22 protein-coding genes are annotated in these 26,671 nt (G+C 48.0%); 21 read left to right on the plus strand and 1 reads right to left on the minus strand.

Annotation, left to right across the window (positions count from 1 at the left end; translation table 11 throughout):
* Positions 1-153: 153 nt before the first annotated feature.
* Genes V1501_RS07010 through pyrE form a run of 7 tightly spaced genes read left to right on the plus strand, consistent with a single transcriptional unit; the run spans position 154 to position 8,772 of the window.
* Positions 154-1,449 carry a dihydroorotase gene (locus tag V1501_RS07010; RefSeq protein WP_409292154.1) on the plus strand — a complete coding sequence of 432 codons (1,296 nt, stop codon included), beginning with the start codon at positions 154-156 and terminating at the stop codon, positions 1,447-1,449.
* On the plus strand, positions 1,446-2,540 hold the full coding sequence (locus V1501_RS07015; protein WP_409292155.1) for a carbamoyl phosphate synthase small subunit: 1,095 nt from the start codon (positions 1,446-1,448) through the stop codon (positions 2,538-2,540). The genes V1501_RS07010 and V1501_RS07015 overlap by 4 nt, the downstream gene beginning before the upstream one ends.
* Positions 2,533-5,745 (plus strand): carbamoyl-phosphate synthase large subunit, encoded by a 3,213-nt coding sequence (gene carB / locus V1501_RS07020; protein ID WP_409292157.1) that lies wholly within the window; start codon positions 2,533-2,535, stop codon positions 5,743-5,745. The genes V1501_RS07015 and carB overlap by 8 nt, the downstream gene beginning before the upstream one ends.
* Entirely contained in the window at positions 5,742-6,518 is a 777-nt protein-coding gene (locus V1501_RS07025) for a dihydroorotate dehydrogenase electron transfer subunit (protein ID WP_409292158.1), read from the plus strand. The genes carB and V1501_RS07025 overlap by 4 nt, the downstream gene beginning before the upstream one ends.
* The gene (locus V1501_RS07030) at positions 6,515-7,456 is read left to right on the plus strand and encodes a dihydroorotate dehydrogenase (protein WP_409292160.1); all 942 of its coding nucleotides are present in this window, start codon (positions 6,515-6,517) and stop codon (positions 7,454-7,456) included. The genes V1501_RS07025 and V1501_RS07030 overlap by 4 nt, the downstream gene beginning before the upstream one ends.
* Positions 7,428-8,159 (plus strand): orotidine-5'-phosphate decarboxylase, encoded by a 732-nt coding sequence (gene pyrF, locus V1501_RS07035; protein WP_409293275.1) that lies wholly within the window; start codon positions 7,428-7,430, stop codon positions 8,157-8,159. The genes V1501_RS07030 and pyrF overlap by 29 nt, the downstream gene beginning before the upstream one ends.
* Positions 8,140-8,772 carry an orotate phosphoribosyltransferase gene (gene pyrE / locus V1501_RS07040; protein ID WP_409292162.1) on the plus strand — a complete coding sequence of 211 codons (633 nt, stop codon included), beginning with the start codon at positions 8,140-8,142 and terminating at the stop codon, positions 8,770-8,772. Before pyrF ends, pyrE begins: the two co-directional genes overlap by 20 nt.
* Positions 8,773-9,140: 368 nt before the next feature.
* On the opposite strand, the gene V1501_RS07045 is transcribed toward pyrE, so the two are convergent.
* Positions 9,141-10,859, minus strand: a complete 1,719-nt coding sequence (locus V1501_RS07045) for an NFACT family protein (protein ID WP_409292164.1) — start codon at positions 10,857-10,859, stop codon at positions 9,141-9,143.
* A 118-nt stretch (positions 10,860-10,977) separates the two neighbouring features.
* On the opposite strand from V1501_RS07045, the gene V1501_RS07050 reads away from it, so the two are divergent.
* From V1501_RS07050 to pknB, 14 genes are all read left to right on the plus strand, one after another.
* A complete protein-coding gene (locus V1501_RS07050) occupies positions 10,978-11,304 on the plus strand; it encodes a hypothetical protein (protein ID WP_409292165.1) in 327 nt (108 codons plus the stop codon).
* A gap of 117 nt (positions 11,305-11,421) precedes the next feature.
* The gene (locus tag V1501_RS07055) at positions 11,422-14,100 is read left to right on the plus strand and encodes a cation-translocating P-type ATPase (RefSeq protein WP_409292166.1); all 2,679 of its coding nucleotides are present in this window, start codon (positions 11,422-11,424) and stop codon (positions 14,098-14,100) included.
* 128 nt (positions 14,101-14,228) lie between these two features.
* Complete coding sequence (locus V1501_RS07060) at positions 14,229-15,104, plus strand: YicC/YloC family endoribonuclease (RefSeq protein ID WP_409292167.1); 876 nt, start codon at positions 14,229-14,231, stop codon at positions 15,102-15,104.
* 49 nt (positions 15,105-15,153) lie between these two features.
* The gene (gene remA / locus V1501_RS07065) at positions 15,154-15,417 is read left to right on the plus strand and encodes an extracellular matrix/biofilm regulator RemA (protein ID WP_409292169.1); all 264 of its coding nucleotides are present in this window, start codon (positions 15,154-15,156) and stop codon (positions 15,415-15,417) included.
* Between the two features lie 9 nt (positions 15,418-15,426).
* Complete coding sequence (gene gmk / locus V1501_RS07070) at positions 15,427-16,041, plus strand: guanylate kinase (RefSeq protein WP_409292171.1); 615 nt, start codon at positions 15,427-15,429, stop codon at positions 16,039-16,041.
* Between the two features lie 2 nt (positions 16,042-16,043).
* Complete coding sequence (rpoZ, locus tag V1501_RS07075; RefSeq protein WP_409292173.1) at positions 16,044-16,259, plus strand: DNA-directed RNA polymerase subunit omega; 216 nt, start codon at positions 16,044-16,046, stop codon at positions 16,257-16,259.
* Between the two features lie 119 nt (positions 16,260-16,378).
* Positions 16,379-17,587, plus strand: a complete 1,209-nt coding sequence (gene coaBC / locus V1501_RS07080) for a bifunctional phosphopantothenoylcysteine decarboxylase/phosphopantothenate--cysteine ligase CoaBC (protein ID WP_409292174.1) — start codon at positions 16,379-16,381, stop codon at positions 17,585-17,587.
* A gap of 5 nt (positions 17,588-17,592) precedes the next feature.
* On the plus strand, positions 17,593-20,007 hold the full coding sequence (gene priA / locus V1501_RS07085) for a primosomal protein N' (protein ID WP_409292176.1): 2,415 nt from the start codon (positions 17,593-17,595) through the stop codon (positions 20,005-20,007).
* 23 nt (positions 20,008-20,030) lie between these two features.
* Entirely contained in the window at positions 20,031-20,519 is a 489-nt protein-coding gene (def, locus tag V1501_RS07090; protein ID WP_409292178.1) for a peptide deformylase, read from the plus strand.
* Positions 20,512-21,468 carry a methionyl-tRNA formyltransferase gene (gene fmt, locus V1501_RS07095; RefSeq protein WP_409292179.1) on the plus strand — a complete coding sequence of 319 codons (957 nt, stop codon included), beginning with the start codon at positions 20,512-20,514 and terminating at the stop codon, positions 21,466-21,468. The genes def and fmt overlap by 8 nt, the downstream gene beginning before the upstream one ends.
* Positions 21,458-22,807: a 16S rRNA (cytosine(967)-C(5))-methyltransferase RsmB gene (gene rsmB, locus V1501_RS07100; RefSeq protein WP_409292181.1), complete on the plus strand. Its 1,350-nt coding sequence runs from the start codon at positions 21,458-21,460 to the stop codon at positions 22,805-22,807. Before fmt ends, rsmB begins: the two co-directional genes overlap by 11 nt.
* 1 nt (position 22,808) lies before the next feature.
* Complete coding sequence (rlmN, locus tag V1501_RS07105; RefSeq protein WP_409292183.1) at positions 22,809-23,894, plus strand: 23S rRNA (adenine(2503)-C(2))-methyltransferase RlmN; 1,086 nt, start codon at positions 22,809-22,811, stop codon at positions 23,892-23,894.
* Between the two features lie 4 nt (positions 23,895-23,898).
* The gene (locus V1501_RS07110; RefSeq protein WP_409292184.1) at positions 23,899-24,648 is read left to right on the plus strand and encodes a Stp1/IreP family PP2C-type Ser/Thr phosphatase; all 750 of its coding nucleotides are present in this window, start codon (positions 23,899-23,901) and stop codon (positions 24,646-24,648) included.
* Between the two features lie 5 nt (positions 24,649-24,653).
* Positions 24,654-26,663 carry a Stk1 family PASTA domain-containing Ser/Thr kinase gene (gene pknB, locus V1501_RS07115; protein ID WP_409292185.1) on the plus strand — a complete coding sequence of 670 codons (2,010 nt, stop codon included), beginning with the start codon at positions 24,654-24,656 and terminating at the stop codon, positions 26,661-26,663.
* Positions 26,664-26,671 lie beyond the last annotated feature (8 nt).

A 26,671-nucleotide genomic window follows, 5' to 3' on the forward strand; every position in this document is an offset into this window, starting at 1 on the left:
ATAAGGGTGTAAGACATGAAGGTCACCATGCAGGCCATTCTCCGGAAAATTGGAGGAAGGCAGCATGGAACCCTTATGTTTTCACACCCTGGTATAGGATTGCCAGGGTGTTTTTTTATAAAAAAAAAATAAAAACAGGAGGCTGAGGATCGTATGGCAGCAATTATAAAAGGCGCATATATACTTGATGAATCAGGAAAAAGGGAAGCGGCTGATATTTTAATAGAGGATGGCAAAATAGCAGCGATCGGTCCAAACCTGGAGAAATCGGGCTGTGAAATGATTGATGGCAGAGGGCTGCTGGCAGCGCCTGGCTTGATTGATTTGCATGTGCACCTCCGTGAGCCTGGTGGTGAAAAGAAGGAAACCATTGAAACTGGCACCCATGCTGCTGCAAAAGGCGGCTTCACAACAGTCGCAGCCATGCCGAATACGAGGCCTGTGCCAGATTCCAAGGAACAGATGGAATGGCTGATGAAGAGGATTGAAGAAACGGCGCATGTAAGAGTGCTGCCGTACGCTTCCATCACTGTACGGGAGCTTGGCAGTGAGCTTACCAGTTTCAGAGAATTAAAAGAAGCAGGGGCATTTGCCTTTACCGACGACGGAGTCGGAGTCCAGTCGGCTGCCATGATGCTTAACGCCATGAAGCTCGCTGCACAGGAAAACATGCCGATTGTAGCTCACTGTGAAGAAAACACTCTAATAAATAAAGGTTCTGTACATGAAGGAACATTCTCATCCAAAAATAATTTGAAGGGAATTCCTTCCGTGTGTGAATCTGTACATATTGCACGCGATGTGCTGCTCGCTGAGGCTGCGGGATGTCATTATCATGTATGCCATATCAGCACCAAGGAGTCTGTGAGGGTCGTCAGGGATGCGAAAAGGGCAGGAATCCGGGTGACTGCCGAGGTGACTCCGCATCATCTCCTGCTTTGCGAGGACGATATACCAGGGGTTGACGCCAATTATAAAATGAACCCGCCGCTCCGCAGCAAAGCGGATCAGCAGGCCCTGATCGAGGGTCTCCTGGACGGAACGATAGACTTTATCGCCACCGACCATGCACCCCATACAGAAGCTGAGAAAGCCGAAGGAATGGAATTGGCACCCTTTGGCATCGTAGGGCTTGAGACAGCGTTCCCGCTCCTCTATACCCACTTTGTAAAATATGGGGAGCTTTCCCTGAAGCAGCTTGTGGATTTCCTTACAGTCAAGCCGGCTGAAAGCTTCGGCCTGCCATATGGGGAACTGAAGGCGGGGGCCTTGGCGGATATCGTGCTGATCGATTTAGAAACAGAACGGGAAATCGATCCCGAGGATTTTTTATCAAAAGGGAAAAACACGCCGTTTAAGGAGTGGAGATGCTCGGGATGGCCGGTGATGACCATTGTTGAAGGCCGGGTTGTCTGGGAAAATAAAAGAGAAGGAAGTGTCAGGGTATGAAAAGAAAGCTGATATTAGAGGATGGAACTATATTCATTGGAGACGCTTTTGGGGCAGAAGCCGAAACATCAGGTGAAATTGTCTTCAATACAGGGATGACTGGATATCAGGAAATTCTTTCAGATCCATCTTACTGCGGCCAGATTGTCACCCTCACCTATCCGCTGGTTGGAAACTATGGAATCAACCGCGACGACTTCGAATCAATCAATCCGGCTATTCATGGTTTCATAGTCAAGGAAGCCGCTGACTTTCCCTCCAATTGGAGAAGCGGGATGAGCTTGGATGAATTCTTTAAAATGAAAAATATTCCCGGAATTTCAGGAATTGATACCCGCAAGCTGACCCGGATCATTCGTAAGTCTGGAACGCTCAAAGGAACCTTCTGTGCGGCGGAAAAGGATGAAGAAGCGGTGCTTGCCGGACTGCGGGCGTCCGTCCTTCCATCAGACCAGGTAAAACGGGTATCCACCAAGTCTCCCTATCCAAGTCCGGGAAGAGGCTGCAGAGTCATCGTAGTCGACTTTGGAATGAAGCATGGCATTCTCAGGGAGCTCAATAAGCGTGATTGTGATGTAGTTGTAGTTCCCTATAATGTGACGGCTGCTGAAATCTTATCCTTGAGGCCGGATGGAATCATGCTGACGAACGGACCTGGAGATCCAAAGGACGTACCAGAGGCACTCGCGATGATAAGGGGCATCCAGGGGCGCATACCGCTTTTTGGCATATGTCTCGGCCACCAGCTGTTTGCCCTGGCAAATGGAGCTGATACAGAAAAAATGAAATTTGGACACAGAGGATCCAATCATCCTGTCAAGGACCTGGCAACCGGACGCGTTGCCATCACATCCCAGAATCATGGTTATACAGTGGATCCTGAATCCATCGGGTCAACAGAACTTGAAATCACGCACACAGCGGTCAATGATGGGACAGTGGAAGGCTTGAAACACAAGCGGCATTCCGCTTTTACGGTACAGTACCATCCTGAGGCATCACCCGGACCTGAGGATGCGAACGGTCTTTTCGACCAATTTATTTCAATGATTGAAGCTGCCAAAGAGGAAGGGGAAAAAGTTTATGCCTAAACGTACAGACATCAACAGCATCCTTGTAATCGGGTCTGGACCGATTATCATTGGACAGGCTGCAGAGTTTGATTATGCCGGAACACAAGCCTGCATTGCCTTGAAGGAAGAGGGCTACAGAGTGATCCTGATCAACTCGAATCCAGCCACAATTATGACCGATACAGAAATTGCTGATGCGGTGTATATAGAACCCCTGACACTTGAGTTTGTCAGCGGCATTATCAGGAAAGAAAGGCCGGATGCCCTGCTGCCGACGCTCGGCGGACAGACAGGCCTCAACCTTGCCGTGGAGCTGCATAAATCCGGAGTTTTGGCAGAATGCGGCGTAGAGATTCTTGGAACAAAGCTTGCTGCAATCGAGCAGGCTGAAGACCGGGACTTATTCAGGACACTTATGAATGAACTGGGTGAGCCTGTCCCGGACAGCGACATTATTCACACTCTCGAAGAAGCGCACGCCTTTGTAGACAGAGTCGGATTTCCGATCATCGTCCGTCCGGCTTTTACGCTTGGAGGAACCGGCGGCGGGATCTGTTCCGACACCGAGGAACTGAATGAAATTGTGGCGGGCGGCCTGAAGCATAGTCCAGTTGGTCAATGCCTCATTGAAAAGAGCATCGCCGGCTTCAAGGAAATAGAGTATGAAGTGATGCGTGACTCGAATGACAATGCCATCGTGGTCTGCAATATGGAGAACTTTGATCCAGTCGGAGTCCATACAGGCGATTCCATAGTTGCAGCACCAAGCCAGACACTGAGTGACCGGGAATACCAGATGCTCCGCAATACTTCCCTGAAAATCATCCGTGCCTTAAAAATAGAAGGCGGCTGCAATGTACAGCTTGCACTGGATCCTGACAGCTTTGATTACTTCGTGATCGAGGTCAACCCTCGAGTAAGCCGGTCATCAGCACTTGCCTCTAAGGCAACCGGCTATCCGATAGCCAAGCTTGCGGCTAAGATTGCTGTCGGATTGACACTGGATGAAATGCTGAATCCAGTCACAGGCAAGAGCTATGCAAGCTTTGAACCTGCGCTCGATTATGTCGTGACGAAGATTCCGCGATGGCCGTTCGATAAATTTGAATCAGCCAACCGCCGGCTCGGCACCCAGATGAAGGCAACGGGTGAAGTAATGGCGATAGGCAGGACTTTTGAAGAATCCATCCTTAAAGCAGTGAGGTCTCTTGAGACTGGGCAGCACCATCTGGAGCTGAAAGGTGCCTCAGGGATGGACAGCGCCCTGATTGAAAAAAGGATCCGCAAGGCAGGGGATGAAAGGATTTTCTTCATCGCTGAAGCGCTCAGAAGAGGAGTGGCAGTCGAAACGCTGCACAGCTGGAGCAAAATCGATCTTTTCTTCCTTAGAAAGCTTGAGAATATCATAAAGTTTGAGAGTACTCTGAGAGTGAATAAATTTGATGCCGAAACTGCAAGAAAAGCAAAGCAGATGGGCTTTTCAGACTGTGCCATCGCAAGCCTCTGGGATGCTCCCGAGATAGATGTCTACAACTGGCGCAAGGAAGCAGGTCTGATACCTGTATATAAAATGGTAGATACATGTGCAGCTGAATTTGAATCTGAAACTCCGTATTTTTATGGAACATATGAGGATGAAAATGAATCCATAGTATCCGAACGCAAAAGTGTGCTCGTGCTTGGGTCCGGTCCGATCCGGATCGGCCAGGGTGTAGAGTTCGACTATGCGACGGTCCATTCTGTCTGGGCAATTAAACAGGCAGGCTATGAAGCAATCATTGTAAACAATAATCCCGAAACGGTCTCCACGGACTTCAGCATCTCGGACAAACTGTACTTTGAACCGCTGACCCTGGAGGATGTTATGAGTATCATTGACCTCGAGAAGCCGGAAGGTGTTATCGTCCAATTTGGCGGCCAGACTGCGATCAACCTGGCAGCAGGGCTTGCTGAGCGGAATGTCCGGATTCTTGGAACTTCGCTTGAGAATTTGGACCGCGCGGAAAACCGGGATAAATTTGAACAGGCACTGAATGAACTGGATATCCCGCAGCCAAAAGGAAAGACAGCATTCACGGCCGGCGAGGCAGCAGTGATCGCAGGGGAAATCGGTTATCCAGTACTCGTCCGCCCTTCTTATGTACTAGGCGGCCGGGCCATGGAAATCGTTTATAAAGAAAAAGAACTTCTTCAATATATGGAGCATGCGGTCAATATTAATCCGGAGCATCCCGTACTTATCGACCGGTATCTGACGGGAAAGGAAATTGAAGTGGATGCGGTATCTGACGGTCGGGATGTGCTGATTCCAGGGATAATGGAGCATATTGAAAGAGCCGGTGTGCATTCAGGAGACTCGATAGCCGTTTACCCGCCCCAAAGTCTAGACGCGGACATCAAAAAGCAGATTGCAGATTATACTGCAAGGCTTGCCAGGGGATTAAATATCATCGGCCTTTTGAATATCCAATATGTAGTGGCTGATAATGAAGTGTTTGTGCTTGAGGTGAATCCCCGCTCAAGCAGAACCATCCCGTTTCTTACCAAGATTACAAATATCCCGATGGCCAACATTGCAACAAGAGTCATCCTTGGTGAAAGCCTGAACAGCCTTGGCTATGGAAGCGGCCTGGTTAAAGAAAAAGAAGGCGTCTTTGTAAAAGTGCCAGTATTCTCTTTTGCCAAGCTGAGGGGAGTGGATATCACACTCGGGCCGGAAATGAAGTCTACAGGAGAAGTGATGGGGAAGGACTGCACCCTGGAGAAGGCATTATATAAAGGTCTGATCGCCTCAGGGATCAAGATACAAAACCATGGGACTGTCCTCTTCACTGTAGCAGAAAAAGATAAAGAGGAAGCTGCGGGCCTGGCACAAAGATTCCATAACCTGGGATTCAAGCTCCTTGCGACAGAGGGTACAGCTGCATACTTCAATAGAGCAGGCATCCCTGCCAGTGTGACAGGAAAAATCGGAAGCAGCGGCCCTACCCTGCTTGATGTAATCCGCGGCGGCGAAGCGCAGTTTGTCATCAACACACTGACAAAAGGAAAAGAACCTTTGCGTGACGGTTTCAGGATCAGGAGGGAATCCGTCGAAAATGGCGTGGCCTGCCTCACTTCATTGGATACAGCGAGAGCAATCCTAAGAGTCATAGAGTCTATGTCTTTCTCGGCAGAAGCTATGCGAGGCACTGAAAAAGCGCTTGAGGTGAGTTATATATGATCAGGAATGAGATGCTTAAAGTGGTGAAGCAGCGGGAAATAGCAGGCAATATATATGAATTGACGCTGCAAGGGAAAATGGCAGGCTTCATGGAGAAGCCTGGCCAGTTTGTGCATATCAAGGTATCCGATGGAATGACGCCTCTTCTGCGCAGGCCCATCAGTATTTCTTCGATTGATAGGGAAAGCAGCTGTTTCACCATGATATACAGAAGTGAAGGAAGCGGTACCGTGCTTCTTTCCAGGAAAAAGGAACAGGAAACAGTAGATGTGCTGGGTCCACTCGGCAACGGCTTTCCAGATGAGGCTGAGTCTGGCGAGACGGCTGTTCTTGTGGGGGGAGGCATCGGGGTCCCGCCGCTGTATGAGCTCTCAAGGAGACTGAAATCAAAAGGAGTAAGAGTCATCCATGTTTTAGGATTTGCCACCAAGGATGCTGTATTTTATGAAGATGAATTCAGCAGGCTTGGTGAAACGTTCATCACCACGGATGATGGAACGTATGGAATTAAAGGTCTGGTTACAGATGTTTTAAAAGGTCTTGAAGATCAGACAGACATCATCTTTTCATGCGGTCCGACACCGATGCTAAAAGCACTGGAACGACAATTCGGCCACAAAAGGCTGTATCTCTCCCTTGAAGAAAGGATGGGCTGCGGCATTGGTGCATGTTTTGCCTGTGTCTGCCATACAGCAGATGATCCGGAGGGCGTTTCCTATAAAAAAGTGTGCAGTGACGGACCGGTGTTCCGGGCAGGGGAGGTTGTGCTATGAACCGGTTAAGTGTTGAGCTGCCTGGTTTGAAATTGAAGAACCCCATTATGCCGGCTTCCGGCTGCTTTGGATTTGGCCGTGAATTCAGCGGATTATATGACCTTAACCAGCTTGGAGCCATCATGATTAAAGCGGCGACTCTGGATGCAAGATTCGGCAATCCAACCCCCCGGGTTGCGGAAACCTCTGCCGGGATGCTGAATGCCATCGGACTGCAGAATCCGGGAGTGGAGCGCATATGTACGGAAGAACTGCCATGGCTCCAGCAATTCGACGTACCGGTTATTGCCAATGTAGCAGGATCTGCTGAAGAAGATTATGTGGCAGTCGCAAAGCGGATATCAAAAGCCCCGAATGTCCATGCACTGGAGCTTAATATTTCCTGCCCGAATGTAAAAGAAGGCGGTATTGCCTTTGGCACGGTGCCTGACGTTGCTGGAAACCTTACCAGGAAAGTAAAAGAGGTTTCAGAGGTTCCTGTTTATGTGAAGCTTTCTCCCAATGTGTCCAATATAGTGGAAATGGCAAAAGCGGTGGAAGAAGCAGGTGCTGACGGTCTGACCATGATCAACACCCTCCTGGGTATGAGGCTCGATTTGAAAACCGGGAAACCCGTTCTTGCCAATAAATCAGGCGGCCTCTCCGGCCCTGCAATCAAACCGGTGGCCATCAGGATGATTCATGAAGTGTCCCAGGCAGTCTCCATCCCTATCATCGGGATGGGCGGAATATTCCAGGCTGAGGATGTTATCGAATATTTTTATGCAGGAGCAAGTGCGGTTGCAATAGGGACGGCGAATTTCACTGATCCATTTATATGCCCAAAAATTATTGAAGACCTCCCGATCCTAATGGATCGCCTGGGAATAGAACATATTTCAGATTGCAGGGGAAGGAGCTGGAAAAATGATGCAGTATTTGCCGGTCATCGCGCTTGATTTTCCGAGTCAGGAAAAAGTCGGCTCCTTCCTCGATGGTTTCGGGGATGAAAAGCTGTTTGTGAAGGTGGGGATGGAGCTTTATTACCAGAACGGCCCCAGAATATTAGATGAAATTAAAAGCCGCGGACATCAGATTTTCCTGGACATCAAACTCCATGATATTCCGAATACGGTTAAGGGTGCCATGAAGGGCCTGGCTGCTCTTGAGGTAGATATGGTCAATGTCCATGCCGCCGGGGGCTGCAGCATGATGGAGCATGCATTGGAAGGACTTGATGCGGGTACAGCGGCGGGGAGGACAAGGCCGCTTTGTATTGCGGTGACACAGCTGACAAGCACATCAGAAGTTCAAATGCAGTCCGAGCAGCTCATTGGAGTGAGCCTTAATGAATCCGTGCAGCATTATGCTGCCCTCGCTCATAAGGCAGGCTTGGATGGAGTGGTCTGTTCCCCGCTTGAAGCAGGAAGAATCCATCGGCTGCTCGGTGATTCATTTCTTACTGTGACACCGGGAATCCGCATGGCTGGCGGCCCGTCCCATGACCAAAAAAGGGTGGCGACACCGGAAGAAGCAAGACTGACGGGTACAAACGCCATTGTTGTGGGCAGGGCCATTACACAGGCAGACAATCCTTTAAAAGTATATAAAGCGGTCAAGGCTGCATGGGAGGGAACAAAATATGAAACATCGAATCGCTGAAAAACTGCTGGACATTCAAGCAGTCTTTTTACAGCCAAAAGATCCATTTACATGGTCATCCGGCATCAAATCACCCATATACTGTGACAACCGCCTGACCCTTTCGTATCCGGAAGTCAGGCGTGAAATAGCCGATGGGCTGGCAGGTTTGATCAAAGAAAAGTTTCCGGAGGCCGAAATCATCGCTGGAACAGCCACTGCAGGCATCCCGCATGCTGCCTGGGTCAGCGATGTGCTGGATCTTCCAATGTGCTATGTAAGATCGAAAGCAAAGGAACATGGTAAAGGGAAGCAGATAGAAGGCAAGGCTGGAATGGGCCAAAAAGTAGTGGTCATCGAAGATCTCATTTCAACCGGCGGAAGCGTCATTACAGCAGTCAAAGCACTGCGCGATGCAGGATGCGAAGTTCTGGGAGCCGCAGCAATCTTTAATTACGAGCTGGAGAAAGGGAGGAAGCAGCTTGAAGAAGCAAACATCCAGGCTGTCTCACTCAGCACTTACTCAGCCTTGATTGAAGTGGCCCGCGAGAAGGGAGTTATTGCTGAAGCAGATGTCTCCAGGCTGTCCGAATGGAGGAAGAATCCAGAGGATGGGGCATGGGTCAACGCCTGATTAAAAGATTATAAACCGAAAAGGACGTGTGTTATACAGACACACGTCCTTGTTATTTAAAGAATAACCATCTGATTCCAACTACGGGGTTCGTATGTATCTAATTGATCAAAAAATGTACTAGGGGCAGGTTGAATTGATTGGTGAGGAACCAAAGTGTTCCTTATACAATAAAAAAATCAAGGGCAAAAAGAAGGTTTATCTGCGAGGGATTCTGGGATTTATCAGGCCGTATTTGGAGTATTGAGATGTATATGCTAAGAAGAAATCCCAATTTGAAGCACATGGGGCGGGTAGACATCGAAATTTACTGTTAAAAAAGCAGACCCGGATTGTTTTGACGGGTCTGCTTATTGAATTTAGTGCTGTCAGCGGGATTGTTCCCTCAGGGCAATGACTTTATCGGCATCAGGGGTGACAAAGAGAGTCTGCTGATTATCGTAGATGACAAAACCGGGCTTGGAGCCGTTTGGTTTTTTTACATGGCGGACTGCCGTATAATCAACCGGGACAGAGCCTGATGCCTTGGCTTTGCTGAAATAGGCGGCAAGGGAAGCAGCCTCAAGGAGCGTCTGTTCCGATGGTGAGGTGTTTCTGATTACCACATGCGACCCTGGAATATCCTTGGTATGCAGCCAGATATCATCCCGGCGGGAGAACTTATTTGTTAAATAATCGTTCTGCTTATTGTTTTTGCCGACAAATATCTCATCTCCATCGGACGACAGATATCTTTCAAGCTGCGGCTTTTGATTGGCCTTGTTCTTCGACCCCTTTTTTACACGGGCCTTCAAATAGCCGCCTTCCTGCAGTTCCTCCCGGATCTCTGCAATATCTTTAGGTGAGGCAAAATCCAGCTGCTGAAGCAGGCTGTCAAAATAAGAGATTTCATTCTGAGCAATATCAATCTGCTCTATAATAAAGGCGACGGAATTTCTTGCCTTCTGATATTTTGAATAATATTTCTGGGCATTTTCAGAAGGAGTTTTCTGCGGATCCAGTTCAATTGTGACTGCAGCGCCTTCTTCATCATAATAATTGATCACTTCAATCTCCTTCATGCCTTTTTCCATCGCATAGAGATTCGCGGTTAACAATTCCCCGTACAGCTGGAATTCCTTCGCCTTTTCACTGTCGGTCAGGGAAGCTTCAAGCTTGGTGATCTTTTTTTCATTTTTCTTTTTCTCATTTGCTATAAAGCGTTCCAGGTCGTGGGCCTGCTGCCTGACCTGGTCCCGTTCAGCCTTGCTGAAATAGAAGCGGTCGAGAAGGTCAGACAGGCTTCCGAAGGTCTGGCGGCTTCCTTTGATATGTTCAAGCGGCAGGAAGTAAAAGAGTTCCTTTCCCTCTGAGGTGATAAAGACCGGCTCATACTGCCGGTTTTTCACCCTGGCCGCAAGATCTGTGAATGCCTTTGGCAAAGTGGTGCGGTTTGCCAGCCCTGCCCTAAAGACCGCCTCCCTGGCAAAAAGAGGCGAGATGCCGCTGAATGCCTGCAGAAGCTGCTTGTCCAGTTTTCCTTCATTGAAATTAATCCTTTTCAGGACATCCTCAGCAGACGCGGCCAAAGGATTCATTTTATCCTGTTCCGGCGGTGCGATATAGTCGCTGCCCGGCAGGATAGTCCGATAGCTGTTTACTGCCATCCCGACATGCTTGATGCTGTCGAGTATCATATTCCGGTCCTTATCGACTAAAATAATATTGCTGTGCCGGCCCATGATTTCCACAATCAATTTCTTTTGTGAAATATCACCGATTTCATTTCTCCCCTTCACCTCAAACACCAGGATCCGGTCGGTTCCCACCTGGTAAAGGTCTTCCAGGATGAAGCCTTCCAGATGCTTTCGCAAGAGCATGCAGAACATAGGCGGCTCAGATGGGTTCTCATAGCTCTCGCCAGTCAGCTGAACCCTGGCATAGCTTGGATGGGCGGATAACAGGATTTTATGGTTCTTCCCGCCTGCCCTGACAATCATGATAATTTCATTCCTTGAAGGCTGATGGATTTTATTAATCCGGCCGCCTTTAACCTGCGACACAATTTCCTCGCTGATTGCTTTAGTAAATAATCCATCGAAAGACATTTGTAAACACCCTCTACTTTAAAAACATAATATCTATTAATATCCGTTCACGGTCGATGTTCCGGATAAATTCCTCTAAAATTATATTTTAACCTAAAAATGGGGAGGAAAGCTTGTTTTGGGTCTGGATTTTCAACATAATTTTGATTTGGTTTACAAAGGTTTGAAAGCTAATCTTTTATTTATAGCAAATTCGCATTGTCAGCGCGGATGGGAAGTTCCAGCCGTTTTTGTCTCAAAAGCATATAAAATATTGCCATTATGCAGGGATGCGGCCGTGTTTGAAGTGGAAGAGCCGACTTATGGCTGCTCGATCCGCTTTTTATTTTTGTTTTACTTGCGGAAGGGGGTGCATTACTTGCGGGAAATGAAAAATACTTGCGGAACCGGATACTCCACCCCCGAGAATATAAACAACTCGCGCATTATACTCAGGCAAAGTTAAAATGCACCCCCACAACCCATCCGATCACCATACTCTGCTTTTATAGTCATGTATTCAATCTGAATTGAATATGCATGAGGAAGAGAGGACAAGTATGAGAGGGAAGTGAGATGCTGGATGAAGTTCCGGGAGATGGATAAAGAAGAGGTTGAAGCTGCTCTTCGGACAAGTTTGGAGCATGGGCTGACGGATAATGAGGCTTTGGAGCGGCAGAGGAAAAAGGGGTTCAATGAGCTTCAGGAGGGAGAGAAGCAGTCGGCCCTTTTACTGTTTTTTGCTCAGTTCAAGGATTTTATGGTGCTTGTTCTGCTTGCCGCCACCCTGATTTCCGGGCTTCTGGGAGAGTATATAGATGCCATTGCCATCATCGCTATTGTAATCGTGAATGGGATTCTCGGCTTTTACCAGGAGAGAAGGGCGGAGAAGTCGCTTCAGGCATTAAAAAGCCTCGCTGCTCCCCAGGTAGTGGTCAAGCGGGAAGGGGAGTGGCGCAAGGTTCCCTCCAGGGAGCTTGTTGTCGGGGATATCATCAAGTTTTCAAGCGGTGACCGCATTGGTGCCGATCTCCGCATTCTTGAAGCGGCCGGCCTGGAAATTGAGGAGTCAGCCCTGACAGGGGAATCTGTTCCTGCGGCCAAAAGATGTGACCCTATCCAACAGGCTTCTGACCAGATAGGCGATCAGGAGAATTTTGCCTTCATGGGGACGATGGTGACAAGGGGGAGCGGAACTGGAGCCATTATCGCGATTGGGATGGATACAGCGATGGGAAAAATCGCAGACTTGCTGCAATCGGCCGAAACGATGGAAACCCCGCTTCAGCGGAGGCTTGAACAGCTTGGCCGGATTTTAATTATTTCTGCCCTGCTGCTGACACTGCTTGTGGTGGTGATTGGAGTTATCCAGGGACAGGAAATGTACACTATGTTTCTGGCAGGCGTGTCCCTCGCGGTGGCTGCCATTCCCGAAGGTCTTCCCGCTATTGTCACCGTGGCCCTGTCGCTTGGGGTTCAGCGTATGATCAAGCAGCGGGCAATCGTCAGGAAACTGCCTGCCGTTGAAACTCTTGGCTGTGCATCGGTCATCTGCTCGGATAAGACAGGGACCATGACCCAGAATAAAATGACCGTTACCCATCTTTGGACGGGCGGCAGGACCTGGACAGTAACGGGAACAGGGTATGAGCCGAAGGGACAGTTTATGAGCGGGGACCTGGAGGAGGATGTATCCAAGGAAAAATCGATCCAGCAGCTGCTGTCATTTGGGATGATCTGCAATCACGCGGAAATCAAACAGGGAGATGCAGGGTATATCCTGGATGGGGACCCGACTGAAGGGGCGCTGCTTGTGGCAGCCATGAAAGCAGGCTACACCCGTGAAAAGCTTAAAGCACAATTTACTATAGTTAAGGAATTTCCTTTCGATTCTTCAAGAAAGATGATGAGCATGATCGTAAAGGATGAGAATGGAAGAACCTTTGTTGTGGCGAAGGGTGCCCCGGATGTTCTCATCAGTAAATGCGAATCCATTCTCTGGTCTGAGAAGCAGCACCGCCTTACAGGGGAGTTCAGCGGGAAAGTCAAGGAAGCGGTCGAGGGGCTTGCAGGACAGGCGCTTAGGACCATTGCGATCGGATTTAGGCAGCTGTCTTCCAATTCGATCATTTTGGAAGAATCAGAGGCAGAAAAGGATTTGGTCATGATCGGCCTTCAGGGGATGATGGACCCGCCGCGGCCAGAAGTGAAAGAAGCAGTCAGGGAGTGCAGGGAGGCGGGGATAAAGACCGTCATGATTACGGGTGATCATGTGATGACCGCTAAGGCCATCGCATCTCAGCTCGGCATACGCTCAGCCGGCGACCTGGTCCTTGATGGAAATGCTCTGTCTGCCATGGATGTGGAAGATCTGGAGGCTGTGGTGGATAATGTATCGGTTTATGCCAGGGTTTCTCCTGAACATAAGCTGAAAATTGTCAAGGCGCTTCAGAAAAAGGGGCATGTAGTGGCCATGACAGGGGATGGTGTCAATGATGCACCTGCTATCAAGTCTGCAGATATCGGGATATCGATGGGAATTACCGGGACAGATGTGGCGAAAGAAGCGTCGGCGCTTGTGCTCCTTGATGATAATTTTGCCACCATAAAGTCCGCTATCAAGGAAGGGCGCAATATCTACGAAAACATCAGGAAATTCATCCGCTATCTGCTTGCTTCAAATGTAGGGGAGATTCTTGTCATGTTCTTTGCCATGCTCCTTGGGCTTCCACTGCCGCTGATTCCGGTGCAGATCCTATGGGTGAACCTGGTTACGGATGGACTGCCTGCAATGGCACTTGGACTTGATCAGCCGGAAGAAAATGTTATGCAAAGAAAACCAAGACTCCCGAGTGAAGGGGTATTTTCAAGGGGACTTGGCTGGAAAATCGTTTCGAGGGGATTTTTAATAGGATCCGTCACACTTGCGGCCTTTATGGTTGTGTACAAGGCTGACCCTGGAAATCTGGTGTATGCGCAGACGGTCGCTTTTGCTACCCTTGTTCTCGCCCAGCTTATTCATGTGTTTGACTGCAGGAGCGAAAAGTCAATATTCGCCAGGAATCCGTTCGGCAACTGGTATCTGGTTGCTTCAGTGATTTCTTCTCTGCTCCTCATGCTTGTGGTGATTTACTATAAGCCGCTGCAGCCAATTTTCCATACTGTGCCAATCCGGATGAATGAGTGGCTGTTGATTGTGGGGATGGCTGCAATTCCAACTTTTTTACTAGCGGGTACATTTTTAGCAAGAAAAACAAAATGATGTATGATATAATTCTTGGGTAGTAGAGACGGCTCTATTACCTTTTTATTTATTATGGGATACATAATTTTACTTTTTTGATGTTTAAACATAGATAACAAATTCAGCATGCAGCGGGGTGAATTTCTTTGGTCATAAGCATGACTGGTTACGGCAGAGGGACTGGCGGCGGGGAAGGTATCGCGATCCTTGCGGAAATAAAGACGGTCAACCACCGTTTTGCTGAATTTCAGATCAGGATGCCGCGGCAGTTCCTTTTTCTTGAAGACAAGATCAAGAAGCAGATAAGCGAATACATAAAACGCGGGAGAATAGAAGTGTACATTACCATAGAAGGAGGCCGTTCAGCGGAACGGCGCCTTGAGGTCGACTGGAAGCTTCTCGATGAATTTGTCCAGGCGATGAGCCTGGTGAAGGAAAAGTATAACCTCGGCACAGAGGCCGCTCCCGGCGACCTGCTGAAACTGGATCATATCTTCAGGGTGGTCGAGGAGGAGGAGTCTGGTGAAGAATTGCAGGAAAAGGTTCTTTCCGCCGTCAGGGAGGCGGCTTCAAGCCTGCTTCAGATGAGGCAGCAGGAAGGCGCTGAACTTGGCCGGGATATGCTCTTGAATCTTCACCAGATTTCTGCTGCTGTTGAGAAGATTGAATTAATGGCTCCTGCTGTTCTTGAGAACTACCGGAAACGCCTTTATGATAGAATAGCTGAATATACCGGCGGTCTTGTGGATGAATCCCGCTTGATTACAGAGACCGCTATTTTTGCTGAAAAGGCTGATATCAATGAAGAGCTCATCCGCCTGAAAAGCCATGCCGCACAGTTTGAAAACACTTTATCTCAATCAGAGCCGATAGGGAGAAAGCTCGATTTCCTTGTCCAGGAGATGAACCGGGAGGCCAATACAATAGGTTCGAAGGCTAATAATTCCCAGGCGGGCGCTGTTATTGTCGAGATAAAAAGCCTTCTTGAAAAAATTAAGGAACAAGTTCAAAATATCGAATAGTAAGTTTATATAGATAGATGAACGGTCAAAATAGAATGGGGGAGCGCTGGTGTCTATCAAGCTGATAAACATTGGGTTTGGAAATATTGTTTCCGCGAATAAGATTGTTTCAATCGTAAGCCCTGAATCTGCTCCGATCAAACGGATAATCCAGGAATCGCGTGACAAGGGTTCTTTAATAGATGCAACATATGGCAGGAGGACAAGAGCCGTGATCATAACCGATTCCGATCATGTAATCCTGTCAGCTGTCCAGCCGGAAACTGTTGCTGCCAGGTTGCACGACCGAGATGATAATGTAGATGAAGGGTAGGTACTTAAATTGAGAGAAAAGGGTTTGCTAATTGTTTTATCGGGACCATCGGGAGTAGGCAAGGGGACTGTAAGGAAAGAAATCTTCTGCAGGCCGGATACTGCTTTTGAATATTCCATATCCATGACAACGAGAAAGCCGCGCGAAGGCGAAATAGACGGAGTCGATTACTTTTTTAAATCAAGGGATGAGTTCGAGGAATTGATTGAGCAGGGGAAGCTCCTGGAATATGCTGAATTTGTCGGCAATTATTATGGGACACCGGTGGATTATGTCAGGCAGACCCTGGAGGACGGCAAGGATGTTTTCCTTGAAATCGAAGTGCAGGGTGCAAGACAGGTGCGGGAAAAGTTTCCTGACGGTCTATTCATTTTCCTGGCGCCTCCAAGCCTCACTGAGCTTCAGAACAGGATCACCACAAGAGGGACTGAATCTGAGGAACTGATTACCAGAAGGATGAATGCCGCCAAGGCTGAAATTGAAATGATGGACTTATATGATTATGTAGTGGAAAATGATAAAGTAGAGAATGCCTGCGAAAGGATCAATGCTATCGTGGTTGCGGAACACTGCCGCAGAGAGCGGGTTTCACGCAGATACAAAACTATGCTGGAGAGTGAATGAACATGCTATATCCTTCAATCGATTCATTATTAAATAAAATTGATTCCAAATATTCATTGGTCTCTGTAGCAGCGAAGCGGGCAAGACAGCTTCAGGAAAGCAGCGAAACCACAAAGCTGCCAAAGCCGGTTTCCCATAAAAATGTCGGAAAAGCGCTGGAAGAAATCCATGCAGGCATTTTAAGCTATAAAAACGAGCACAAGGATTCCAACCTTTAATAACCTGCTTCTGCAGGTTATTTTCTTTTAGCGGGAGAATTCACCGCACAGATTTAAAAGATGAAAAAAACGTCATTATCCTTCATAATGAAGACAGTTTAAATGCTGGAGGAAAACACATGCTGACGAATAAAAAGATTCTTTTATGCGTTTCAGGAGGGATAGCGGTCTATAAGGCTGCGGCGCTTACGAGCAAGCTGGTACAGGAGGGGGCGGCCGTAAAGGTCATCATGAGCGAATCAGCCATGAAATTTGTCACTCCCCTTACGTTTCAGGCTCTTTCCAGGAATGATGTTTTTATAGATACCTTCGATGAAAAAATCCCGGGCAAAATTGCCCATATTGACCTCGCTGACTGGGCTGACCTGATCATTGTCGCCCCTGCAACAGCCAATATCATCGGCAAAATGGCCAATGGCATTGCAGATGACATGATATCCACCACCATCCTTGCTTCCACGGCTCCTGTCTGGATTGCCCCGGCTATGAATGTCCATATGTACGGCCATCCGGCAGTTCAACGGAATATGGAAATACTGAAAAGCTTTGGCTATGAATACATTGAACCCGGGGAGGGCTACCTCGCCTGCGGCTATGTCGGCAGGGGTAGGCTTGAGGAGCCGGAAACCATCGTAGAAAAGGTAAAGGGCTTTTTTATGGGCAGAGCACACCTTCCGCTTACCGGGAAGCGTATTTTAGTCACTGCGGGACCGACGCGTGAGAAAATTGATCCTGTCCGTTTCATTTCCAACTTTTCTACCGGCAAAATGGGCTATGCCCTTGCAGCAGAAGCTGCCCGTCTCGGCGGAGAAGTGACGCTTGTGTCGGGTCCGGTGTCCATAGAACCCCCTACTTTCATCAGGCTGGTCGCTGTTGAATCTGCCCAGGAAATGTATGAGGCAGTCATGGGAGAGTTTGAAGAAGCAGATGCAGTTATTATGACGGCAGCTGTTTCCGATTACAGGCCAAAGATTTACAGCACGAAAAAAATGAAAAAACAGCCTGGGGATGAAATGATTCAATTAGAACGTACAAACGATATTCTAATGGAGCTTGGTGCCCGCAAAGGAAATAAGGTGTTAATTGGATTCGCAGCGGAGACAGACTCTGTCGAAGAATATGCACAGAGTAAATTGACACGCAAAAATGCAGACATGATCGTTGCGAACAATGTAACATCTGAAGGTGCCGGATTTGGAACCGACACCAATATTGTCACCATATATGCAATGGGCAGGGAACCGGTCCATATACCACAGAAGCCAAAGGCAGCCATTGCAGGCGATATATTAGACAGAATGATAGAATTGTTCAATAAAAAGGAATGATGTCCATGAAAATAGCGTCCGTCATTGTCGATGTGCCGGCTAAGCAAACGGACCGTGAATTCGATTACCTTATACCAGAGAAATGGGAGGGGGTAATCAAACCGGGAATGAGGGTGATCGTCCCCTTTGGCCCAAGAAAGATACAGGGTTTCGTCTCAAAGGTAAAAGCCGAGTCCGAACACAGCAGGCTGAGGTCCATCGAAGAACCGATGGACCTCCAGCCGGTGCTGAACGAAGAATTGCTCGAGCTTGGGGACTGGCTGACTGAAGAAACTCTGTGCTACCGGATATCTGCATATCAGGCTATGCTTCCTGCTGCACTCAAGGCCAAATATGAAAAGTTCGTTGTTTTAGCAGATGAAGCTATGAGGGAAGGGATGTCCCTAAAAGTTCAGGAGCTTTTCAGTGCAAAAACAAGGATAAGCTGGAAAGAAGCTCTCGACAGCACATCACCTGCCAAACTTCAGCACGAGCTTCATGAAGGCCGGCTTGAGGTGGTGTATCAGGTGAAAAATAAATTGAACAAAAAGCGCATTAAATATATAGAATCCGCCTGCAGCCGGGAAGAATTGCAGCAGTTTAGCGCAAATCTGCCGCCAAACGCAGCAAAGCAAAAAGCGGTTATCGCCCATTTCATTGAAAAGCCGGGGGATATTCCGCTCAAGGACTTAATCGCAGTGACGGATACGACAGCACAGTCCGTAAAGGGCCTGGTAAATAAGAAGGTCCTTAGGGAATTTGAAAGGGAAATATACCGGGATCCATTTATCAACCGGACTTTTGCGGAGACGCTCCCGTTTGTCCTGACAAAGGAGCAGCGGGAAGCACTGGCTCCAATTAATGAATCCATTGATAGGAAAAGTGACGGCACATTCCTTCTATATGGAATCACCGGAAGCGGGAAGACTGAGGTTTATCTGCAGGCTATCGCGAATAGTGTGAGCCAGGGAAAAGAAGCGATTATGCTTGTCCCGGAGATTTCGCTGACTCCCCAGATGGTGCAGCGTTTTAAAGGCCGCTTCGGAAATGAGGTTGCGGTCCTTCACAGCGGTCTATCAGCAGGTGAAAAATATGATGAATGGCGGAAAATCCAGCGCAAAGAAGTGAAAGTTGTCGTGGGGGCGAGGTCAGCCATTTTCGCTCCGTTCGAAAACCTTGGCATTATCATCATCGATGAAGAGCATGAATCGAGCTACAAACAGGAGGAAAATCCTAGATATCATGCCCGGGATGTAGCCATCAGAAGAAGCAGGCGCCACGGCTGTCCTGTGGTACTTGGCAGTGCCACGCCTTCGCTTGAAACCTTCGCCCGGGCTCAAAAAAAAGTATACACCCTCCTTACGCTGCGGCATCGGATGAACGAGGCTGTCCTGCCTGAGGTAGAGATCGTGGACATGAGAGAAGAACTTCGCGGAGGAAACAGGTCCATGTTTTCAAGCAAGCTGTTTGAGAAATTGAAGGACAGGGTGGCCAAAAAGGAGCAAACGGTATTATTCCTTAACAAGAGAGGCCATTCCTCATTTGTGATGTGCCGCGACTGCGGCAAGGTCCTGGATTGTCCCCATTGTGATATCTCGCTGACTTATCATAGATATAACCATCAGATGAAATGCCATTACTGCGGCTTCGAAGCACCGATGCCCTCCCACTGTCCTGAATGCCAGAGTGATCATATCCGTTTTTTTGGGACGGGAACACAGAAGGTTGAGGACGAGCTTGGCAAGATCCTGCCTGAAGCAAGGGTAATCCGGATGGATGTGGATACAACAGGAAAGAAAGGGTCCCATGAGAAGCTGCTTCGTGCCTTTCAGGAAGGACAGGCTGATATTCTGCTCGGTACCCAGATGATTGCCAAGGGACTGGATTTCCCTAATATAACTCTGGTAGGAGTTCTATCAGCTGATACCATGCTCCACCTGCCCGATTTCCGTGCCTCCGAGAAAACGTTCCAGCTCTTGACACAGGTCAGCGGCAGGGCTGGCAGGCATCAGCTGCCAGGGGAAGTGATCATCCAGACGTATACGCCTGAACACTATAGTGTTGAGCTTTCTGCCGAACAGGATTTTGATGCTTTTTATGAGCAGGAAATGCGCCTGAGGAAGCTTAGCAAATATCCTCCTTATTATTATCTGGCCATGGTGACCGTCTCTCATGAGGATTTGATGAAGGCCGTTTCGGTAACGGAACGGATAACAAAATTTCTCAGCACGGGTTTGAGCGGAGATTCTGCGGTCCTTGGGCCGGTCGCTTCGCCGATAAGCCGTGTCAACGATAGATATCGGTACCAATGTTTGATAAAATACAAGCGTGAGCCGGAATTAAGAAAAATGCTGAAGAAAATTGTAGATCATTATCAGAAAGAAACCAGCCAGGATGGACTGCAGATTGCGGTTGATTTAAATCCGTACATGTTAATGTAGGCTGTCAGGAGGAATTCATTACCTTGGCAATATTACCGATTGTGCTTTATCCAAACCGGATTTTAGAACAAAAATGCGAAAAAGTTGAAGTTTTTGATAAAAAACTGGCTAAACTTTTAAATAATATGTATGAAACCATGCTTGAAGCGGATGGGGTGGGCCTTGCCGCACCCCAGATCGGATCTTCCCAGCGGATTGCCGTTGTGGATATTGGCGATGAAAACGGGAGAATTGAACTGATCAACCCAGAGATTGTAAATGTTGAGGGAGACCAGTCAGGACCGGAGGGATGCCTGAGTTTTCCTGGACTGTTCGGGGAAGTGGAGCGCCCTTATAAAATTGAAATTAAAGCCCAGGACCGCAAAGGACGTCCCTTTGAATTAAAGGCAGATGATTTCCTTGCAAGGGCAATCCAGCATGAAATGGATCACCTTGATGGTGTGCTGTTTACCTCCAAGGTAAGCCGTTACTTGACCGAAAAAGAACTAGAAGGGGTTGAGGAGCATGACTAAGATTGTATTTATGGGAACCCCGGATTTCTCGGTCCCTGTATTACGGAGGATCATCGAAGACGGTTATGAAGTGGCCGCTGTCGTGACACAGCCTGACCGTCCAGTCGGCAGAAAAAGGGTCCTGACTCCGACTCCGGTTAAGGTCGAGGCACAAAAGCACGGCATCAAGGTATTCCAGCCGGAAAAAATCCGCAATGATGAGGAATTGGATGAAGTCCTATCCGTAAAGCCGGATCTTATAGTCACGGCCGCCTACGGCCAGATCCTGCCCAAAAGGCTATTGGATACTCCGGGATATGGATGCATCAATGTCCATGCTTCCCTGCTGCCTGAACTGCGGGGCGGGGCTCCCATCCATTACGCCATCCTCCAAGGCAAAGAAAAAACAGGAATCACCATCATGTATATGGCTGAAAAGCTTGATGCCGGGGACATCCTTGCCCAGACGGAAATAGCGATTCAAGAAGAGGATAATGTGGGCACACTGTTTGAGAAGCTGAGTGCGGCTGGTGCCGACCTGCTATCCGACACACTGCCAAAGCTGTTAAAGGGTGAGATCACGCCGGTCCCGCAGGATGAAACAAAGGCAACATTTGCCTTCAATATCAAACGTGAGCAGGAAAAAGTGAATTGGACAAAAACAGGCGAGGAAATCTTCAATCATATCCGGGGGCTGAATCCTTGGCCGGCCGCCTATACGGTTTTTGGATCCGAAGTATGGAAACTGTGGAATTCCCAAAAGATAAAGAGTGACATAAAAGCCGCAGCAGGAGAGATCATCAGTCTGGAAGAGGACGGCATTTTGGTTGGGACAGGCAACGGCACTGGAATCAAGATAACTGAATTGCAGCCTGCGGGGAAAAAGAGAATGAATGCCCGGGATTTCCTCCGCGGATCAGGTGCAAGCCTGAAGCCAGGCATGAAGCTGGGAGACGAACATGACAATTAATAAAAAATCAGTAAGGCAGATTGCGCTTGAAGTGCTGGACTCGGTTGAAAGGAACCAGTCCTACAGCAATCTCCTCCTGAACAAAATGATTACAAAACATAAGCTTTCAGGACTCGATGCAGGGCTCCTGACTGAGCTGACATATGGCACCATCCAGCGGAAAATGACGCTCGATTACTATTTAAGTCCATTTGTGAAATTCAACAAAACGCAGGGCTGGATCGTGAATCTGCTGCGCCTGTCGCTATATCAAATGGTCTACCTGGACAAGATCCCTGATCATGCCGTGCTGTTTGAAGCGGTGGAAATTGCAAAAAAAAGGGGGCATAAGGGCAATACCTCAATGGTGAACGGAGTTCTTAGGAATATACAGCGGAAAGGGATTTTGCCGCTCGATGATATCAAAGACAGAACCGAAAGAATCTCGATTGAAACGAGCCACCCGATATGGATCGTAGAACGATGGGTCGAACAATTCGGCTATGAAAAAACCCGTGAAATGTGTATGGAGAATCTGCTTGCACCTGTTCAGACAGCAAGGGTCAACATCCGGAAGGCTTCAAGGAATGAGGCATTGAGCCTTCTTCGCGAAGAAGGATTCGAGGTGGAGGCAAGCCAGGTCACGCCAGATGGAATAAAGGCTCTCAGGGGGAATCTTACCCATTCTGAGGCGTTCAATGCAGGCTTTTTCACGATACAGGATGAAAGTTCCATGCTTGTGGGTTATGCCCTCGGTGCAGAAGGGGATGAGCAGGTGCTTGATGCCTGTGCGGCTCCCGGCGGAAAGTCCACCCATATAGCCGAGAGGCTCTCGGATAAGGGACGTGTGGTATCACTCGATCTCCATGAGCATAAAGTCAAGCTCATCAATGAGCAGGCAGAGCGGCTGGGATTGACTAACATTAAAACCAGGGTGTATAACAGCAAAAAGGTACAGGAAATTTTCGGACTTGGCCAATTCAGCCGCATCCTGATAGATGCGCCATGTTCCGGGCTCGGTGTGATGCGCAGGAAGCCGGACATTAAATATACAAAAACCGAAAAAGATATTGCCTCTCTGGCAGGCATACAGCTTGAACTGCTGAATGCAGCTGCCCCGCTTGTCCAAAAGGGGGGTACTCTTGTGTACAGTACCTGTACGGTGGAAAAGGAAGAAAATGAAAATGTGGCACAGCGATTTTTAGAGGAACATCCTGAATATGAAGAAGACCTGAGTCTTCGTGAAAGGCTGCCGTTACCGGCACAGCCTCTTGTCAGCGGCCATATGATCCAGGTGCTGCCCCAGGATTTCGGAAGCGATGGATTCTTTATAGCAAGCTTTAAAAGGAAGGTGAAGTAAATTGGAAAATACATTGAAGAAAAAACAGCAGCAGGAGAACCAAAAACCATCCATCTATTCACTTGAACTTCATGAAATAAGAGAATGGCTGACAGAAAATGGAGAAAAGGACTTCAGGGCTGAGCAGATTTATGACTGGCTCTATATCAAGCGTGCAGCTGCGTTTGAAGAAATGACCAATCTATCCAAGGGATTAAGGGAAAAGCTGGAGGAGAGTTTCTCGCTGACGACGCTTAATACCCTGATCCAGCAGACTTCGAGTGACGGTACCATTAAATTTTTGTTTGAGCTTCACGATGGTTACTCGATTGAAACGGTATTGATGAGGCATGAATACGGTAACTCCATCTGTGTCACCACACAGGTAGGCTGCCGGATAGGATGTACGTTCTGTGCCTCTACACTGGGCGGATTAAAAAGGAATTTAGAAGCAGGAGAAATCGTTGCTCAGGTCGTAAAAGTACAGAAGGCGCTGGATGAGACAAATGAGCGAGTGAGTTCTGTCGTAATAATGGGGATCGGCGAGCCTTTCGACAATTATGATGAAATGCTCTCATTCCTGAAAATCATCAACCATGAAAAAGCATTGAATATCGGAGCCCGCCATATCACGGTTTCAACGAGCGGAATCATCCCGAAGATTTACAAATTTGCCGATGAAAAGATGCAGATCAACTTTGCCATTTCCCTTCATGCGCCCAACAATGAAATCAGAAGCTCCCTTATGCCGATCAACCGTGCATACAAGCTTCCGGATCTGATCGAAGCTGTTGAATATTATGTCAATAAAACTGGAAGGCGTGTCAGTTTCGAATATGGATTATTCGGCGGCGTGAATGATCAGGAGGAGCATGCAGAAGAGCTGGCCAGGCTGATTAAAGGTCTGAAATGCCATGTGAATTTAATTCCGGTAAATTATGTACCTGAACGCAATTATGTAAGAACACCTCGCGAGCAGATCTTTGCGTTTGAAAAAACATTGAAGAACGCTGGAGTGAATGTAACCATCCGCAGAGAACAGGGCCATGATATTGACGCAGCCTGCGGACAGCTTAGAGCCAAGGAGCGAAAAGAAGAGACGAGGTGAAAGGATGGAAGCGGTTTTTAAAACAGACCGTGGGAGACTCCGCCAGCTTAATGAAGATAATGGCGGAGTCTTCACCAATTCAAGCGGAATTATTCTTGCTGCCATTGCAGATGGAATGGGAGGACATAGAGCCGGGGATGTCGCCAGCAGGATGGCCATCGACAGTTTGCAGGAATATTGGAGAGAAACGGGCGATTTTTCAGATATTGAAGATGCTGAAGACTGGCTCAGGACCCATATTGTAAAAGTAAATGATCAGATTTACAGACACTCACTCGCAAACCCAGAATGTGAGGGGATGGGAACCACAATCGTGGCAGCAGTCTGCACAGAATCGTTCGCGTCCATAGCCCATGTGGGGGACAGCCGCGGCTATATGTCGACTGAAGGCCGGCTCGTCCATCTGACCGAAGACCACACACTCGTCAATGAACTGGTCAGGTGCGGTGAACTTACCAGGGAAGAAGCCGAACACCATCCGCGGAAAAATGTATTGCTGAGAGCACTTGGAACTGAAAAACATGTAGAGATTGATACAGCAGTCCGGAGAATGCAGGTAAATGACACACTCCTGCTTTGTTCAGACGGTCTTTCCAATAAAGTGAGCGAGCAGCACCTTCAGGAAATAATACAATCAAGCACAAACCTTGAAGCCAAATCTGAGGAAATGGTTAAACTGGCCATTGAAAACGGCGGCGAGGATAATATCACCCTTGTCCTTGTGCATTTTACAGATGAAAGTGAAAGCGGGTGAATTAGATGCTGATTGGAAAAAGAATTAGCGGCCGCTACAAGATCATCGAAATGATCGGCGGCGGTGGAATGGCCAATGTCTACCTGGCGCGGGATATGATCCTCGAACGTGAAGTGGCATTGAAAATACTGCGCATGGATTTTTCCAATGATGACGAATTCATAAAACGGTTCAACCGTGAAGCCCATTCGGCAACAAGCCTTGCCCACCCAAACATTGTCAGCATTTATGATGTGGGTGTGGAAGATGACATCTATTATATTGTCATGGAGTATGTGAAAGGGCTGACCCTTAAACAATACATACAGCAGCATTTTCCGATCCCTGTAGAAACGGCCATTAACATCATGGAGCAGATTACCTCAGCTATAGCCCATGCCCATCAATACGGAATCATCCACAGGGATATAAAGCCGCAGAATATTCTTATAGACAGCCATGGAACAGTAAAGATTACAGACTTTGGAATCGCCATGGCCCTTAGTTCGACCAGCATCACCCAGACGAACGCGGTCCTGGGTTCAGTACATTATCTATCCCCGGAACAGGCGAGGGGAGGCATGGCGAATAAAACCTCTGATATTTATTCACTGGGAATCGTTATGTTTGAACTGTTGACCGGGAGGCTTCCTTTTTCGGGAGAATCCGCCATTTCCATTGCATTGAAGCACCTGCAGTCCGAGATGCCTTCGCCTAAGAGATGGTCGCCCGATATCCCGCAGAGCGTCGCCAACTGTGTGCTCAAAGCTTCCTCAAAAGACTCCTATCATCGTTATTCTTCAGCGGAGGAGATGGCCGAAGACCTGAGGACGGCCCTTGACCCTGCCAGGAAAAATGAAACCCCTTTTCATGTGCCGGAAGATGAAGACGCTACAAAAGCAATCCCTGTGATCATGGCAGACCATAGCGTACAAGATCTTGGTGTAACTCTTGTCAGGGGTACAGAAATAGAGCCGGCAGATACAGCTGAGGCTCCCGAGGGCCATGGGAAGGAAAAAAAGAAGATTAAGAGTAAGAATCATGCTAAGGGAGAAAAGAAGAAAAAGAGATGGCCTGCGATCCTTATTTCCTCTTTTCTGGTTTTGATCCTGCTTGGGGTGTTTGCCGTTACTGTCCTTCCGCAAATGATGGAGCCGAAGGATATGAAGGTTCCGGACATCAAGGGGAAAAAGCTGGATGTGGCAATGAGCATGCTGTACGAAAAAGGCTTTAAAGTCGGAACGACAACAGAAATGTCCGATGATAAAATTGAACAGAATCAGGTTATCAAAACCAGTCCTGAAATCGGGACAAGTGTAAAAGAAGGCAAGGAAATCGATATCATTATCAGCAGCGGCAAGAAAAAGAGCGAGCTCTCTGACTATGCCGGCCGGAATTTCGATGACATCAAGGCCCTTCTTGAAAGCCAGGGCTATAAGGAGCCTCAGGTCAACCCGCAGACAGATGAGAGTGAACCCGGCACGATCCTCGACCAGGATCCTGCTCCAGGGACCATGGTTGTGCCATCCGAGACAGAATTGGATTTTACGATCAGCTCAGGTCCCCCTAAGATCGGACTCAAGGATTTAAGTCAGTACAATAAGCAAAATCTTGAGGAATATGGGTCGATAAATGGATTAGACATCGAAATTGCAGGGGAAGAATACAGTGATGAGGTACCGGAGGGATTGGTGATCTCCCAGGAACCTGCCCCTGATTCTCAGGTAGTAAAAGGCGATAAGGTCAAAGTGATTATTTCTAAAGGTAAAAAAGAACCGCCGCCAAAGGAAGTAAGCAAAGAAATTACCATTGAGTATTCACCTGCAGCTGCCGGGCAGCCACAGGCCATCCAAATCTTTATTGGGGATCTTACAAACAGCATCAATGAACCATTTGATGAATTCACCATCACCAACACCCTCAAAAAGAAGCTTACTTTCACAGTAGCTCCTGGAAAAGAGGCAGTTTATAGAATAATGCGGGATAATAGTGTAATCGAGGAGGATTCGATTCCTTATCCGGAAGAGGACTCATAATCAGAGGA

The sequence above is a fragment of the Paraperibacillus esterisolvens genome, assembly GCF_046237625.1.
Classification (GTDB): domain Bacteria; phylum Bacillota; class Bacilli; order Bacillales; family DSM-1321; genus Paraperibacillus; species Paraperibacillus esterisolvens.

What these genes read in the sequence shown, in the direction of transcription:
- pknB (WP_409292185.1), top strand. Translation starts at nt 24,654, where the DNA reads ATGCTGATTGGAAAAAGAATTAGCGGCCGCTACAAGATCATCGAAATG.
- carB (WP_409292157.1), top strand. Translation starts at nt 2,533, where the DNA reads ATGCCTAAACGTACAGACATCAACAGCATCCTTGTAATCGGGTCTGGA.
- fmt (WP_409292179.1), top strand. Translation starts at nt 20,512, where the DNA reads ATGACTAAGATTGTATTTATGGGAACCCCGGATTTCTCGGTCCCTGTA.
- V1501_RS07045 (WP_409292164.1), bottom strand. Translation starts at nt 10,859, where the DNA reads ATGTCTTTCGATGGATTATTTACTAAAGCAATCAGCGAGGAAATTGTG.
- V1501_RS07010 (WP_409292154.1), top strand. Translation starts at nt 154, where the DNA reads ATGGCAGCAATTATAAAAGGCGCATATATACTTGATGAATCAGGAAAA.
- pyrE (WP_409292162.1), top strand. Translation starts at nt 8,140, where the DNA reads ATGAAACATCGAATCGCTGAAAAACTGCTGGACATTCAAGCAGTCTTT.
- V1501_RS07025 (WP_409292158.1), top strand. Translation starts at nt 5,742, where the DNA reads ATGATCAGGAATGAGATGCTTAAAGTGGTGAAGCAGCGGGAAATAGCA.
- rpoZ (WP_409292173.1), top strand. Translation starts at nt 16,044, where the DNA reads ATGCTATATCCTTCAATCGATTCATTATTAAATAAAATTGATTCCAAA.
- rsmB (WP_409292181.1), top strand. Translation starts at nt 21,458, where the DNA reads ATGACAATTAATAAAAAATCAGTAAGGCAGATTGCGCTTGAAGTGCTG.
- V1501_RS07110 (WP_409292184.1), top strand. Translation starts at nt 23,899, where the DNA reads ATGGAAGCGGTTTTTAAAACAGACCGTGGGAGACTCCGCCAGCTTAAT.
- priA (WP_409292176.1), top strand. Translation starts at nt 17,593, where the DNA reads ATGAAAATAGCGTCCGTCATTGTCGATGTGCCGGCTAAGCAAACGGAC.
- V1501_RS07030 (WP_409292160.1), top strand. Translation starts at nt 6,515, where the DNA reads ATGAACCGGTTAAGTGTTGAGCTGCCTGGTTTGAAATTGAAGAACCCC.
- pyrF (WP_409293275.1), top strand. Translation starts at nt 7,428, where the DNA reads ATGCAGTATTTGCCGGTCATCGCGCTTGATTTTCCGAGTCAGGAAAAA.
- V1501_RS07015 (WP_409292155.1), top strand. Translation starts at nt 1,446, where the DNA reads ATGAAAAGAAAGCTGATATTAGAGGATGGAACTATATTCATTGGAGAC.
- V1501_RS07055 (WP_409292166.1), top strand. Translation starts at nt 11,422, where the DNA reads ATGAAGTTCCGGGAGATGGATAAAGAAGAGGTTGAAGCTGCTCTTCGG.
- coaBC (WP_409292174.1), top strand. Translation starts at nt 16,379, where the DNA reads ATGCTGACGAATAAAAAGATTCTTTTATGCGTTTCAGGAGGGATAGCG.